The sequence below is a fragment of the Erwinia sp. GW821-FHT03D09 genome, from assembly GCF_059420805.1.
The window spans coordinates 35,452-50,043 of record NZ_JBWKUK010000018.1; the positions used below are offsets into that span (position 1 = coordinate 35,452).

The window sequence follows — 14,592 nt, forward strand, 5'->3', positions numbered from 1 at the left end:
ATGACAATAACTCATAGGGTAAAGGAATGTTTAAGAAACTCGCCGTGGCTTTAGCTCTCCTCTCGGCTCAGCAGGCCGGTGCTGCCGTTGAATATGGCGATTACGCCAAAGAAACCCTCGACACATTAATCCACGACTATCCCGGGCGTTATCGCGACACCGATAACTTTGTCGGCGCAGCACAGTGGATGGAAGACCGCATGTCTCCGGGTTATAACGTTCTCCGCCAGGATTTTACCTGGACCGTGAGGGGCCAGACTCGCGCCTCGCAGAACGTGATTGCTTACAATAAAGGTTTGCAGGATGACTACATTATCACCGGCGCACACTTCGATTCCTACTACGGCAGGCCGACGCTGGAAGCGCTGGACGATAACGCCTCGGGCGCGTCACTGCTCACCGAAATTGCGCATAATCTGAGCGGTATTCAGACCGAGCGTACGCTGGTCTTTGCGGCATTCGGTGCGGAAGAGGAGGGGCTGCGCGGATCGGCGGCGATGGTCAAAGAGCTGGAAGCCAACAACCTGACCGGCAACCTGAAAGGGATGATTAACGTGGACAGTATGATCACCGGGGATATGCTTTACGCCCACGCCGGTGATAACAGCGTCAGCAACCCGGCGCTGACCAGCCTGCGTGACCAGCTGTTCCGCATTTCCGAAGAGCTGGGCGTGAAGCTGTATACCAACCCGGGGTTAGATCCGCTGTATCCTGCCGGGACCGGCTGCTGTAGCGACGGCGACAGTTTTAATATTCTCGACATTCCGGTGCTGTATCTGGAAGCGACCAACTGGGATATCGGTGATAAAGACGGCTATACCCAGACCACCAATCCGGCAGTACCGGGCGGGGCTACCTGGCACAGCCCGGCCACGGATAACGAAGAATTCCTGACCAGCGTGTTTGGCCAGGAAAGAATTACCCAGCGCCTGCACGACGTGTCGTTAATCCTCACCCGGCTGCTACTTGAGTGGTCCAATACCGACCTGCTGTTCTCCGCATCTTCCGCGGGCCGGCTTCAGCGCGTGGTGGAAGAGAGCCTGCGCCGTCAGCATCAGAGCCTGAACGATCTGCACGACGGCCGCCGTCAGCTGCTCAGCCAGCAGCCTCGTGAAGCGGGCACGTGGGGAGGCGCCGTCGGTATTGAAGGCCAGTCTACCCCGGCGGATGGTTTTGATACCGTGCCGCAGGGCCGCACGCAAAATACCATGACCTATGCTCTGGTTGACTACCAGTTCAACGATCGCGCCGTGCTGGGATCGAGCCTGAGCTATCAGCGTAATAAAGATAAACTGGAGCGTGACGGATCGGTGAAAGGGGACACCTGGCAGCTGGGGGTTTATGGCCAGCTGACCTTCGATAACCCGCTGTGGCTGACCGGTGACCTGTCCGCCGGACGGGCCAGCCTCGATACCCGCCGCTCGGTGTTTATCGAATCTGGCGATGGCCTGGCGCTGCTGGACCACACGCTTAACGGCCATACCAACGCCAACTTCTACGGTGGCCGGGTGAACGGTGGCTATGACTTCACCTTCGCTAAGCTGCGCACCGGGCCGTTTGCCGGGCTGGACTACACGCACTATTCGGTTGACGGTTTCAGCGACCGCGAAGATCTCCGCACCGCCGTGGACTATCAGAAGCAGGATTTCAACTCGCTGGAGGCCTCGCTGGGATGGAAAATATCCTCATCATTCAGCGTTGCGCAGCATCAGACCCTACTGCCGTACGCGCATCTTTCCTGGGTTCGCGAGCTCAGCGACGGCGTGAATGACCAGTTCAACATTCGCGACCGGGCGGAAGGGGGCGTGCGCAGCGTGAGCATCGGAGCGCCGGATAAGAGCTTTGGCCGGGGCGGCGTTGGCGTGCAGTGGCTGATGGGCGATAACCTGTCGCTGTATACCGACGTCAGCAGCCGGTTCGCCAATTCTGACGGTGCGCAAACCCAGTACACCGTGGGCGGCGCGTTCCGATTTTAACTGAGGTGGCTGGTGTGAGGGGCGGTTCCCTGTGGGATCGACATCGCGTGATGATCCGTTTGCGATGTTCACAGTTTCTCCACCAGCGTTTTTAACTGCGTAATCACGTTTTCTTTTTCATCGTCAGTTTCCCCGCTGTAAGGGCGGGTTGACTGGCGGATAATCAACCGCGTCGGCAGCAGCTCGCGGATCTTGATCTGCGGCGCGGCCATCAGCTGGATCAGCCTTTCCACCGCGCGTTTCCCCAACACATTGAAATCCTGAGCGACGGTGGTTAACGGCGGCTGGAAGTAGAGGCTGTCCGCCGTATCATCATAACCGGTGACCGACACGGCCCGGCTGTCGGTACGATTCAGCTGCGCCAGCGCGCTAAGCACCCCAAGCGCCATCTGATCGTTTGCCACCACCACCGCGCTGATCCGTGGATGCTGGTGCAGAAGTTCAAAGGTTTTCTGCCAGCCGCTGGCGGCGCTCCAGTCGCCAAAAACCGTGACCGCGTTAGTGATCCCCAGACGGTGCAACGCTTCGCGCCAGCTGCTCAGGCGCATACGGGCAGAAACGGAGCTTTCCGGCCCGGCCAGCAGGCCAAACTCCCGATGCCCGGCGTCCCACAGATGCTGCACGCAGGCACCGCAGCCGTCGCGGTGATCGAAACGCACGCAGCAGACGTCGCTCTCCGGCGAGACATCCAGAAACAGGCAGGCAATATCGCTGTTTTCCGCCGCCAGCCGCTCCGCCACGCTGGTTTCCAGCGGCAGGCTGATAATCGCCCCGCGAATATGCTGGGCACGAAACTCATTCAGCCGGTCCTGCAGCGACGAAAAATCGGCCTGAACCGGCATCGCAATCGACACTTCCAGCTGGTGCGATCCGGCGTAGCTTTTGACCGCGGCGGCAATTTGCGACGGCGCGTGCAGCGTCAGCGAGGCGGTAATCAGTCCAATCGACGGCGCGGATTTCCCCGCCAGCAGCTGCGCGGAACGGTTCGGGACATAGTGCAGCGCCTGCATCGCGCGGATCACTTTGTCGCGTGTGCGTTCGGCCACCACCGCCGGATTATTCAGCACCCGGGAAACTGTCTGCTGGGAAACGCCGGCCTCGCGGGCGACATCTTCTAACGTTGCTAAATGGCGCTGCATACTGCACTCCCTACTGCCGGAAAAAGTGAATGTCGTACGCTAACATTTTATGTTTAAAGGATGACAAAAAGCAGCCGTTTTCACGGCGTTTCGTGACGGCGGGCGGGTTTTATTTCCGCCGTTATTGTGGCATAGCTGAAAATATCTGATAACGAAATCATTCATGTCAGGCGATAGACATTTTACGCAATAAGCGTCTGCTGACTGAGACGGGATGGCAATAGCAGTTAACGATGTACTTCCAATAATAATCGGCGCCCTACAGGCATAATAATACGGAATATCACCATGAAACTTTCTGAACTTGCCCCACGTGAACGGCATAACTTTATCTATTTCATGCTGTTCTTTTTCTTCTACTACTTCATTATGTCGGCCTACTTCCCGTTTTTCCCCGTGTGGCTGGCGGAAGTTAACCACCTGACCAAAACCGAAACCGGGATTGTATTCTCCTCGATTTCCCTGTTTTCTATTGTCTTCCAGCCGGTGTTCGGCCTGATTTCCGATAAGCTCGGGCTGCGCAAACACCTGCTGTGGACCATCACGGTGCTGTTAATCCTCTTTGCACCGTTCTTTATCTTCGTGTTCTCACCGCTGCTGCAGATGAACATCATCGCCGGCGCGCTGGTGGGCGGGATCTACCTGGGAATGGTGTTTTCCAGCGGTTCCGGTGCGGTGGAAGCCTATATTGAGCGTGTCAGCCGCGCTAACCGCTTTGAATACGGTAAGGTCCGCGTTTCCGGCTGCATCGGCTGGGCGCTGTGTGCCTCTGTCACCGGCATTTTGTTCAGCATCGATCCGAATATCACCTTCTGGATTGCCTCGGGCTTTGCGCTGGTGCTCGCCGTGCTGCTGTGGGTATCCAAACCCGAGAGCAGCAACAGCGCTGAAGTCATCGACGCGCTGGGCGCCAACCGCCGGGCGTTCTCAATGCGCACCGCTGCCGAACTGCTGCGGATGCCGCGCTTCTGGGGCTTTATTGTTTACGTAGTGGGGGTCGCCAGCGTATATGACGTGTTCGACCAGCAGTTCGCCAACTTCTTTAAAGGCTTTTTCTCCAGCCCGCAGCGCGGCACCGAAGTGTTTGGCTTTGTCACCACCGGCGGGGAGCTGCTCAATGCAATGATCATGTTCTGCGCACCGTTTATTATTAACCGCATCGGCGCCAAAAATGCCCTGTTAATTGCCGGACTGATCATGTCCATGCGTATTCTGGGATCGTCCTTTGCCAGCTCGGCGGTGGAAGTGGTGTTCCTTAAGATGCTGCATATGTTTGAACTGCCGTTTTTACTGGTCGGCACCTTTAAGTACATCTCCTCGGCGTTTAACCCGAAGCTTTCCGCCACTCTGTTCCTTATCGGCTTCAACTTATCGAAACAGCTTTCCGGCGTGGTGCTCTCTGCGTGGGTAGGGCGGATGTACGATACCGTTGGTTTCCACCAGGCGTATCTGACCCTGGGCTGTATTACGCTGAGCTTTACGGTGATTTCCATCTTCACCCTTAAGGGCAGTAAAACGCTGCTGCCGGCTACGGTGAAGAACAGCGTGGCGTGAGAGTGTAGGGCTGCCAGGGAGGGCGGGTTTTTTGCGTACTTAATTAGTCTTTCGCGTAATGCTCTTGCCTCCGGCGGCGCAAAGCTTTGGAAGCCGTGCCGCATTTTCCCTTCCTGTAACTTCATAGTTCTTTGAGCCGGTAGGGAAATTTTCTATCATCGGCTTTCTTTGCCATGGACTCAGCACCTGCTTGATAACAGGCTATATGCGCTGAGAGATGAGGGCGATTGAAGTATCAGATCGGTCTGTTCTTACTGCTACTGCCGACGTTCGAAGAAGCTGGAGCTGTTACCCGATGGGGTATCAGGACGGGTTAAATTAGGGATATCAGCACAATGGAATTGATTAATAATTGCTCGCGTATCGCCAATAATGTTATATTTAAATATAATATATGGAGGTGTTCTATGCATATTGCTCGCCTGAAAAAGGTTGGAGGCTCCGTCATGCTGGCGGTTCCTCCTGCCGTGCTCAAAACGCTGGGGCTGACTACCGATAGCGAAGTCGGCATGACCATTGATAATGGCCGCTTGATTATTGAACCCCAGAAACGGCCGCATTATTCCCTTAATGAGCTACTGGCGCAGTGCGATCCGTACGCAGAAATCAGTGAAGAAGATCGGGAATGGGCTAATGCCTCAGCACTGGGTAAGGAGGTTCTGTAAATGGACAGGGGCGAAATCTGGCTCGTCTCTCTCGATCCCACTGCGGGGCATGAACAACGCGGAACGCGGCCGGTGCTGATTGTTTCACCCGCCTCGTTTAACGCCTTCACCCGGCTCCCCGTCGTTGTGCCAATCACCAGCGGCGGTAACTTTGCCCGCACGGCAGGCTTCGCCGTTTCTCTGGATGGTGCGGGAACTAAAACCACCGGCGTGATTCGCTGCGACCAGCCCAGAACCCTTGATATGGAAGTACGTAACGGTAAACGCCTGGAGCGGGTACCTGAGGGTATCGTTAATGAGGTGCTGGCAAGGCTGGAGGCGATTCTTGGGTGATGTTTTGGGGCTGGGCGCAAAGGGGAGTACATCCAGAAGCCCGCTCAGGGGAACCTGAGTGGCTTATTTATGTGATGGCTTTTAGTGGGATTTTTTTACCTCAACTTAGCGATCGATATTTTCGTATAATTTATAAGCAAGTGCAGGCCTGGAATCTTTCAGAGAGGTCTAAGGGCGAGACTGTTCTCGAATCTATCTGGCTGCTATGTGAAAAAGCAGACGCTAAAGCGGCCCCGTTAGTAAATAGAAAATATTTTTCTCTAAGACTGTTTTGTATAAATGATAGCCTGTTGAGCGTAAGAGTCGTTATTTTCTGTCTTTCAGTTTAAGACTGAAAATTCTGACATGGTTTCCGCTCGGAATAATACTCTTTAATCCTGATTAGAACAGGTGAAAACCAGGTAGGCTACCTACATAAATATGAAATAAAAAAGAATCGACAATATAACACGGGGCAGACATTATTATCTTTAAATTGCTATGGGAAGATACTTGCTTAAAGTGCGTGGGGATTATGCTTGTTGAGGGAAAGATGAAAAGGATTTTGAAAGTTACAGTTATAACTGGCTTGGTATGTTCTCTGTTGTTATGTAGTTAGAGTCCTGATAGCTATAAGTTTGATGGGTCTGACTTACCAGGGTATTCGAAAAACCAATAAAGCAGCCCCTAAACCGCACAGTAACACGCCAAAATGTACCCTTGCACAATCAAAGTCCAGCTTTTCGAGTCAACACCATCACAAAACCCAAAAAGCCCGCTTAAGTTTCCTTAAGCGGGCTTCTCTAAATATGGCTCCTCTGACTGGGCTCGAACCAGTGACATACGGATTAACAGTCCGCCGTTCTACCGACTGAACTACAGAGGAATCGTTTGAACGGGGCGCATAGTATCGAGTGGGGGAGGGGATGTCAAAGGCTGATTTGATGTTTCTGGTTTAACTGCTGATTAAATCGGCAGTTGATGTGTATTTTGTGCTGTAACCCGCATTTTTTTATCTTTTGCGTACCGCTTTGCAGGTTGGATCTGCGTTGCACGGGCGGTTACATCTCTTTATGCAAGCGCGATCACGTTTATTTCATTTTCATATTGAGTTGTGTGTTTTTGAAATATATATTCCAATTAGTTTTTCATTTCGTTCCATTTTACCACCTCTACACCCAAGGATTTGTCATGCAAAAAGTCAGAATCGGTCTAATCGGCACCGGCTACATCGGGCGCTGCCACGCTATCGCTTACTCTCAGGCTTCTACAGTCTTTAAGCTGAAAGGTGAACTGGTACGTGAGATGGTTGCCGAGGTTAACCCGGACGTAGCGCGTGCTCAGGCCGCTGCGCTGGGCTTTAACCGATCGACCGGAGACTGGCGTGAGCTGGTGGCGGATGAAAATATCGACGTGGTAGATATCTGCGCGCCGAACTTCCTGCATAAGGAAATGGCGCTGGAAGCGATTCGCCACGGAAAGCACGTTTATTCCGAAAAACCGCTGGCGCTGGATGTGGCGGATGCGGAAGAAATGGTTCGCGCAGCGGAAAAAGCCGGGGTAAAAACCCTGGTGGGCTTCAACTACATGAAAAACCCGACCAGCCAGCTGGCGAAAGAAATTATCGCTCGCGGTGAAATCGGTGAAGTCGTGCATTTCTACGGCACCCACAACGAAGACTACCTGGCGAACCCGAACACCCCGCTGGACTGGCACTGCCAGAAAGCGCTGGCCGGACTGGGCGCGCTGGGCGATCTGGCTGCACATATCGTGAATATGGCGCACTTCCTGGTGGGCAACATCAGCGAAGTCAGCGGCGATATGATGACGGTCATCAAACAGCGTCCGGACCCGAAAGATCCGTCTATGCTGCGCGATGTGGAAAACGAAGATCAGGCCAGCGCGCTGCTGCGCTTTGCCAACGGCGCGCACGGCGTGATTGAAACCTCGCGTATTGCCTGCGGCAGCAAAATGGGCCTGACCTATGTGGTCACCGGCACCAAAGGCACCATCCGCTACACCCAGGAGCGCATGGCCGAGCTTGAGCTGTATATCCACGACGAACCAGCCGGCCGCCAGGGCTTCAAAACCATCCTGACCGGGCCTGCGCACCCTGACTATGCGGCATTCTGCATCTCCGCCGGTCACGGTATCGGCTTTAACGATCAGAAAACCGTTGAAGTGCGCGACCTGATTAACGGCATCGCCGCCGATGATCGCATGTGGCCGGACTTCGCCGAAGGCCTGCAGGTGTCGAAAGTGCTGGAAGCGATTGCCGTATCCGCTGCGGAAGGTCGCTGGATGAAAGTGTAATTCAGAGCGATTTCGCTAAGTAAAACAGGCTGCTGACGCGATCGTCACGCAGCCTTTTTTATTATTCCAGCCCGGCACGGCGTGCAGCGACTTTCGCCAGTGCCGCTATACCGTGCAGTGCACCTGCAAGCGGTTCCAGACTTTCAGCTGATGTCCTGCCCCCGGTAGGTTTTTTGCCATCGGCTGGCCCATCGATCCCAGCCCGATAAATCCAATGCGCATGTGCTGTATCCATAAATTATGCGGGTGATGTCCCGTGATGATTGTCGCCCCCTTGCGGCTAAAGCGTTTAACTTCAAGAGTATTGTATGTATGATAATAATACTCATTTACAATCAAGTCTTAATCATGAAACCTCAATCTTCCGTTACCCGCCTGATGTTGGTTGCCGGTGCACTGATGCTTGGCGCGATGCTCAGCGGCTGTGACCAGTCTTCCGACGATGCTAAGCCAGCGGCACAGCACGATGCTGCCCATCAGAGCACGGCTGCTGGTGAACCGCACAGCACCGGGCATCAGGACGCCGCGCACGGCGAACAGCTGCAAACTTCCGCGCCGGGTGAAACATCCGGTTCACATCGGCAAAACGCCACGGTAAGTGAATCGCAGGGCTGGCCGCGCTCACTGCAAACGCCGAAAGGCGCACTGACCCTGCAACAGGCACCGAAGCGGATTGTATCCACCAGCGTCACCCTGACCGGTACGCTGCTGGCGATTAACGCGCCGGTGATCGGTTCTGGCGCCACCGGGCGCAACTCGACCGTGGCGGATGAGCAGGGCTTCTTTACCCAGTGGAGCGCGGTCGCGAAGGAACGTCAGGTTAAACCGCTGTACGTCACCGAGCCGAACGCCGAAGCGATTGCGGCCCAGGTGCCCGATCTGATCATCATCGCTGCTACCGGCGGTGACTCGGCGATCAAGCTTTACGATCAGCTATCGACCATCGCGCCGACGCTGGTGATTGATTACGGCAATAAAAGCTGGCAGCAGCTGGCGCTTCAGCTGGGCGATATCACCGGGCATGAGAACGATGCGAAAGCGGTGATTGATCGTTTTGAGCAGCGCGTGCAGACCGTGAAGCAGGAAATTACTCTGCCGCCGCAGCCGGTTTCGGCATTGGTGTATTACGAAGACGGGCGTGGCGTGAATCTGTGGACGCCGGAATCAGCGCAGGGCAAGCTGCTGACCGAGCTGGGCTTCAGTCTGGCGATGCCGCCGGCGGACGTTCACGGCGGGACCAGTATGGGCAAACGCAACGATATTATTCAGCTGACCGGCGAGAATATGGCGGCGGGGCTGACGGGCAAGACGATGATTCTGTTCTCGTCCGATGATGAGACGGTGCAGAAGGTGGAGGCGAATCAGTTTCTGGTGCATCTGGAGCCAGTGAGCGCGAAGCGGGTGTATTCGATGGGGCCGGATACGTTCCGTCTGGATTACTACAGCGCCAGCAATATGCTGAACAGCATTGAGCGGGATTTTAAGGCGCAGTGAGTTCGCCGTGCTCACTTTGAGCTTTTCCAGTGAACGCTAAGATATCGCGCAGGTGGCGCTTCAATTAAGGCTACTGGCTTATCGGTGCAGGCCGGGTTCACGGACTCGGCGTGAATACATCCGTGTAGCCTCGACGGGCGCGTCCCTGCGCCCGACGGTCCGTGAACCCGGCCTGCACCGATTGCCCGTTAACTCAGGTGTCGCGGGTGGCGAAAATTCTTCTTTTGGAAAATGCTGGTTTTCAGGTTCATATATCCACACTTCTTCACTTCTTCACTTCTTCACTTCTTCACTTCTTCACTTCTTCAGAATATGGACAGTGGATCATGACTTAGATCGCCAAATCGGCGCTGAAGGTTGGAAATTGCACCAGATTTTAAAACAGCCACTCGAAAGCCTAAAGGGTGAACGTTGTGGGGAAGATAAGCCGGGTATCTGCGGCAGGGAGGCCGCAGCTAAGCCCACAAGGACGTGTTAACGGCGTCCCGGCGTTATTCCCCATTACGGTCGCCCGGTTACCGACTTCCCGCGCCGTAAAAGCAACGCCGGACTTTTGCCACCACATCACCCCGCTATTGGCTCCGACTTCTCGCAGGATTCTGCTTCCTCCGGCCCGCTCAACGAACAGCGCCGCAGAGTCTTCACCGATGCCGCCAGCAACAGCGCCACGCCCGCCGCTGCCGCGCCAAACGCAAACACGCTCATCAACGGTGCCAGTACCCGCCCTAACACGCCCAGACCCAGCGCGCCAATCGAATCACCGCACACGTCCTGCGCAGTGCCCAGACTGTTAACCCGGCCCAGCAGCGCATCCGGCGTATGATGCTGAATCAGCATATATTGCAGCAGCGAAGCAATCGCGTTGCAGTAGCCGTAAACCACCAGCGCCAGCAGGGCGGGCAGCATATGGCCGTAAAGCCCCAGCGAGGCGATCGCTACGAAAGCACAAGTGGCACTGGCCAGCATCACCACGCCCGGGCGGGTGCTGCGCGGTACCCAGCCGCTGGTCAGTGCACCGCTCATCGCGCCCAGTGGTACCGCCGAATACATCAAACCAATCGCCGAGGCATCCGCCTGATAGCTCTCCGCCAGCGCCGGGAACAGCACCCGCACCGCACCGACGATGCTGATCAGCAGACCCAGCAGCACCACGGAACCAACGACCTTCTGCCGACAGACAAACTGCACGCCGCTGACCAGCGCGCGCAGGGGATGCTCGGGCTCGCTCGGTTCTGGCTTCATCTGCGGCAGGCGAACCAGCGGGATCAGCGTCGCCAGCGTGCCGATGGCCGCCACGGCAAACGCCCAGCCCACGCCACCGGCAACGATAATCACTCCGCCAATCGCCGGGGAGAGAATCGCCCCCAGACGTACGGTGATCATACTTAACGCCCCGGCTGCGCCGAGGTTCTCGCGGCCTACCAGCAGCGGGATCACCGTCATCAGCGCGGTCATGCCCAGCGCGCCGAAAAAGCCGTCCCACGCCGCCAGCACATACAGCGCCCACAGCGAGGGGGCGGGGCTGAAGGCGTTCAGGCTCAGCGCCACGAAGCCCAGCCCGCAGGTGCCGCGCGCAAACAGAATCAGCTTACGGCGGTCCAGCCGGTCGGCCAGAATGCCGCCAAGCATTAAGCCAATAAACATGCCCACGCCGTCCAGCGCCACCGCCACGCCCACCAGCAGGGTGGAGCCGGTCATCGCCTGGATCTGAATAGGCACGCCCACCGCCAGCATACCCAGCGAGAAAACGGAGAGCATACGGGCGCAGAAGATGGCGCGGAAGTGAGCGTTGTGCTTGAGCAAACTGAAATCGAGGAGAATAGATGACTTAGCCATAGTGTCCATAAGGGTCGAAATGAGCCATTACCTGCCGGGCGGATGGCCTCCGTCCGGTCAGGCGCGATGGATGCCGATTTTTTTCTGGCGGGCAGCATGGTAACATAATTAGTTAATAACATTAATGATAATAATAATCATATTCATTTCTAAAATTAAGAGAGGATTGTCAGGGATGTCGCTCCACCGTTCTCAGCCCGCCACGCCGCCGCAGCCGGTGGATGCGCGCTATGCTGCCCGCCTGAGCGGTGTGGCAATCTGCCTGGCATTACTGCTGCTGATTTCCCTTGCCAGCCTGATGATTGGCGCGCGATCGATTGCTCCCTCGGTGGTCTGGCAAAGCCTGTTTGGTCAGATGCAGGGGCCGGACAGCACAATTATCTTCAATGCCCGTCTGCCGCGCACCCTCGCCGGGCTGCTGGTGGGGCTGGCGCTCGGCGGGGCCGGAGCGGTGATTCAGGCGCTGACCCGCAACCCGCTGGCCGACCCCGGCATCCTTGGCGTGAACTCGGGTGCCAGTTTTGCCATGGCCGTCGGCATTACCCTGTTCGGGGTGAACAGCATGGCGGGCTGGCTGGGCTTTGCCTGGGGCGGCGCGCTGGCGGCCAGTATTGCCGTCTGGCTGATTGGCACCCTGAGCGGTGGCCGGGTGAACCCAATCCGCCTGACGCTGGCAGGCGTGGCGCTCAGCGCGGTGCTCGGCGGCTTTACTTCCTCGCTCTCCTTACTGAACCCGCAAACCTTCGATCAGATGCGCTTCTGGCAGGCCGGTACGCTGGACATCCGCGATCTGCATAACCTGGCCGTGGTCGCGCCCGCCATTCTTGCCGGTGCCGCGCTGGCGCTGGTGGCATCGCGTTCGCTGAACAACCTCAGCATGGGGGAAGATCTGGCGGCGGCGCTGGGTACCAAAGTGGTTGCCATTCGCCTGCTGGCGCTGCTGGCGGTGATGCTGCTCTGCGGCTCTGCCACCGCGCTGGTCGGCCCGATCGGTTTTGTCGGGCTGATGGTGCCGCACGTGGCTCGCTGGTGGGTGGGTTCGGACCAGCGCTGGATACTGATTTACTCCTTTTTAATGGCCCCGATCCTGCTGCTGACGGCGGATATCGCCGGCAGACTGATGGTGCAGGGCGAACTGCGGGTATCGATCGTTACCGCGCTGATTGGCGCCCCGGTGCTGATCTGGCTCGTTCGCCAGCGTAAGAATTAAGGACCGCGATATGCACTCCCGAACGTTACTGATTGGCCGCGCCAGCGGCTGGATAAACCTGCGGCTCAGCGCCCGCGTACTGTGGGTCAACATCGCGCTGCTGCTGCTGGCGACGGTGCTGGTGCTGTTCGCGCTCTGCTACGGCACGCTGCGGATTTCCCCCGGCCAGGTGTGGCAGGCGCTGCTCGGCGACGGCCCGGCCGGATTCCAAACCGTGGTTAACCAGTGGCGCGCGCCGCGCGTGGTGATAGCGCTGGTGCTTGGCGGCGGGCTGGGCGTCAGCGGCGCGATCTTCCAGTCGGCCATCCGCAATCCGCTCGGTAGCCCGGACGTAGTGGGCTTCAATGCCGGTGCCTTCACGGGGGCGCTGATCGTCATCATTCTGCTTAACGGCAGCTACTACCAGATTGCCGGTGGCGCGCTGCTCGGGGGTATTGCCGCCGCCGCTCTGGTCTATCTGCTGGCCTGGCGGCAGGGGATTGTCGGCTTCCGGCTGATTATCGTCGGTATCGGCATTGGCGCGGTGCTGTCGGCGCTGAACAGCTGGCTGATTATCAGCGCCTCGCTGGAAAGCGCAATGAGCGCCGCCCTGTGGGGAGCCGGTTCGCTCAACGGCATTACCTGGAGTAAAGGTCAGCCCGCGCTGGTACTGGTGCCGCTGACGATTATCACCACGCTGCTGCTGCTGGGCCGCCGCCTGCAGCTGATGGAAATGGGCGACGACAGCGCCCGTGCGTTGGGCATCAACGCAGAATCAAGCCGGCTGTGGCTGATGCTCGGCGGGATTATTCTTACCGCCGTGGCCACCGCCACCGCCGGGCCGATTGCCTTTATCGCGCTGGCTGCACCGCAGATTGCTCGCCGTATGACCGCCGCCAATGCGATGCCGCTGTTTTCCGCCGCGACCACCGGTGCGGTACTGCTGCTGCTGGCCGATGTTATCGCCCAGCACGCCTTTAACGGGATACAACTGCCGGTCGGTGCCGTTACCGTCAGCATCGGCGGCCTGTATCTGATCTGGTTACTCATCAGGGAATCTCGTCGCTCATGACCGATACGTCTTCCTCCTCCCGCCTTGCGGCGGCCGACTTAACGCTGGCCTACGATCAGAAGGTCATTGCCAACCAGCTCAGCGTGCAGATACCGGATCGCAAATTTACGGTAATCATCGGCCCCAACGCCTGCGGAAAATCGACGCTGCTGCGGGCGCTGTGCCGCCTGCTTAAGCCGCGCAGCGGTCAGGTGCTGCTCGACGGCAGTGATATCCATCAGATGGGCACCAAAGCGCTGGCGCGGCAGCTGGGCCTGCTGCCGCAGCACGCGATTGTGCCGGAAGGGATCAGCGTGGCCGATCTGGTGGCGCGCGGGCGCTATCCACACCAGACGCTGTTAAAGCAGTGGAGCGAAGCGGATCGTCAGGCGGTGGATGCCGCGATGCAGGCAACCAACGTCAGCGAGCTGGCGCAGCGCAGCGTTGATGAGCTTTCCGGCGGTCAGCGCCAGCGGGTATGGGTGGCGATGGTGCTGGCCCAGCAGACGCCGCTATTACTGCTGGACGAACCAACCACCTGGCTGGATATCGCCCACCAGATTGAGCTGCTGGATCTGTTCCGCCAGCTCAATCATGAGCACGGGCATACCATGGTGGCCGTGCTGCACGACCTTAACCAGGCCTGCCGCTACGCCGATCATCTGGTCGTGATGAAGCAGGGAGAGATTATCGCCCAGGGTGAACCCGCCGGGATTATCAGCAGCGATCTGGTGCAGAAGGTGTTCGGCATGGAGAGCGTGATTATCGACGACCCGGTGTCGCATACGCCGATGATTGTTCCCTGCGGGCGCTATCATCAGGTGCGGGTGGCAGGGGAGTAGATGCGACTGCGCAGTTAAAAACGGGAATCCCCGACGGGGTTATCTGTTCTTCCGCGAGAGGGAACCAGAGCAACCCGGGAGAGATGAACCTTCCGGGGGACGTTCAGGGCTTGCGGCGTTACGCAGATTTAGTTGTTGTTGCATTCTTTTTACGTCGGATAATTGATGGGAAAGATTGCTAAGTTATACCCTCTAAGAAAGAAAAGTAGAAATTCAGGATA

11 protein-coding genes, 1 tRNA gene and 1 pseudogene are annotated in these 14,592 nt (G+C 57.3%); 9 read left to right on the forward strand and 4 right to left on the reverse strand.

Annotation, left to right across the window (positions count from 1 at the left end):
* The first annotated feature begins 26 nt into the window (after positions 1-26).
* On the forward strand, positions 27-1,976 hold the full coding sequence (locus AC07U6_RS17635) for an autotransporter outer membrane beta-barrel domain-containing protein (RefSeq protein WP_494763054.1): 1,950 nt from the start codon (positions 27-29) through the stop codon (positions 1,974-1,976).
* A gap of 68 nt (positions 1,977-2,044) precedes the next feature.
* On the opposite strand, the gene AC07U6_RS17640 is transcribed toward AC07U6_RS17635, so the two are convergent.
* Positions 2,045-3,115 (reverse strand): LacI family DNA-binding transcriptional regulator, encoded by a 1,071-nt coding sequence (locus AC07U6_RS17640; protein WP_494763053.1) that lies wholly within the window; start codon positions 3,113-3,115, stop codon positions 2,045-2,047.
* A gap of 288 nt (positions 3,116-3,403) precedes the next feature.
* On the opposite strand from AC07U6_RS17640, the gene AC07U6_RS17645 reads away from it, so the two are divergent.
* The 3 genes from AC07U6_RS17645 (at position 3,404) to AC07U6_RS17655 (ending at position 5,667) form a co-directional block, all read left to right on the forward strand.
* A complete protein-coding gene (locus AC07U6_RS17645) occupies positions 3,404-4,669 on the forward strand; it encodes an MFS transporter (protein WP_494763052.1) in 1,266 nt (421 codons plus the stop codon).
* 407 nt (positions 4,670-5,076) lie between these two features.
* Positions 5,077-5,334, forward strand: coding sequence for an AbrB/MazE/SpoVT family DNA-binding domain-containing protein (locus AC07U6_RS17650; protein ID WP_494763051.1), 258 nt, complete (start codon positions 5,077-5,079; stop codon positions 5,332-5,334).
* A complete protein-coding gene (locus AC07U6_RS17655; RefSeq protein WP_494763050.1) occupies positions 5,335-5,667 on the forward strand; it encodes a type II toxin-antitoxin system PemK/MazF family toxin in 333 nt (110 codons plus the stop codon).
* Positions 5,668-6,456: 789 nt separating this feature from the next.
* On the opposite strand, the gene AC07U6_RS17660 is transcribed toward AC07U6_RS17655, so the two are convergent.
* A tRNA-Asn gene (locus tag AC07U6_RS17660) sits at positions 6,457-6,532 on the reverse strand.
* A gap of 305 nt (positions 6,533-6,837) precedes the next feature.
* On the opposite strand from AC07U6_RS17660, the gene AC07U6_RS17665 reads away from it, so the two are divergent.
* The gene (locus AC07U6_RS17665) at positions 6,838-7,959 is read left to right on the forward strand and encodes a Gfo/Idh/MocA family protein (protein WP_494763049.1); all 1,122 of its coding nucleotides are present in this window, start codon (positions 6,838-6,840) and stop codon (positions 7,957-7,959) included.
* A 129-nt stretch (positions 7,960-8,088) separates the two neighbouring features.
* Here AC07U6_RS17665 and AC07U6_RS17670 read toward each other — a convergent pair.
* Positions 8,089-8,181 (reverse strand): annotated as a pseudogene (locus AC07U6_RS17670) (NAD(P)-binding domain-containing protein); the annotation flags it as partial.
* A gap of 126 nt (positions 8,182-8,307) precedes the next feature.
* On the opposite strand from AC07U6_RS17670, the gene fepB reads away from it, so the two are divergent.
* Positions 8,308-9,453, forward strand: coding sequence for a Fe2+-enterobactin ABC transporter substrate-binding protein (gene fepB / locus AC07U6_RS17675; RefSeq protein ID WP_494763048.1), 1,146 nt, complete (start codon positions 8,308-8,310; stop codon positions 9,451-9,453).
* 564 nt (positions 9,454-10,017) lie between these two features.
* Here fepB and entS read toward each other — a convergent pair.
* Positions 10,018-11,289, reverse strand: coding sequence for an enterobactin transporter EntS (gene entS, locus AC07U6_RS17680; RefSeq protein WP_494763047.1), 1,272 nt, complete (start codon positions 11,287-11,289; stop codon positions 10,018-10,020).
* A 175-nt stretch (positions 11,290-11,464) separates the two neighbouring features.
* On the opposite strand from entS, the gene fepD reads away from it, so the two are divergent.
* From fepD to AC07U6_RS17695, 3 genes are read left to right on the forward strand one after another with little or no spacing between them, the layout of a single operon-like run.
* Positions 11,465-12,499, forward strand: coding sequence for a Fe(3+)-siderophore ABC transporter permease (gene fepD / locus AC07U6_RS17685; protein WP_494763046.1), 1,035 nt, complete (start codon positions 11,465-11,467; stop codon positions 12,497-12,499).
* A gap of 10 nt (positions 12,500-12,509) precedes the next feature.
* On the forward strand, positions 12,510-13,550 hold the full coding sequence (fepG, locus tag AC07U6_RS17690; protein ID WP_494763045.1) for an iron-enterobactin ABC transporter permease: 1,041 nt from the start codon (positions 12,510-12,512) through the stop codon (positions 13,548-13,550).
* Positions 13,547-14,371 carry an ABC transporter ATP-binding protein gene (locus AC07U6_RS17695; protein WP_494763044.1) on the forward strand — a complete coding sequence of 275 codons (825 nt, stop codon included), beginning with the start codon at positions 13,547-13,549 and terminating at the stop codon, positions 14,369-14,371. Before fepG ends, AC07U6_RS17695 begins: the two co-directional genes overlap by 4 nt.
* Positions 14,372-14,592: the final 221 nt, after the last annotated feature.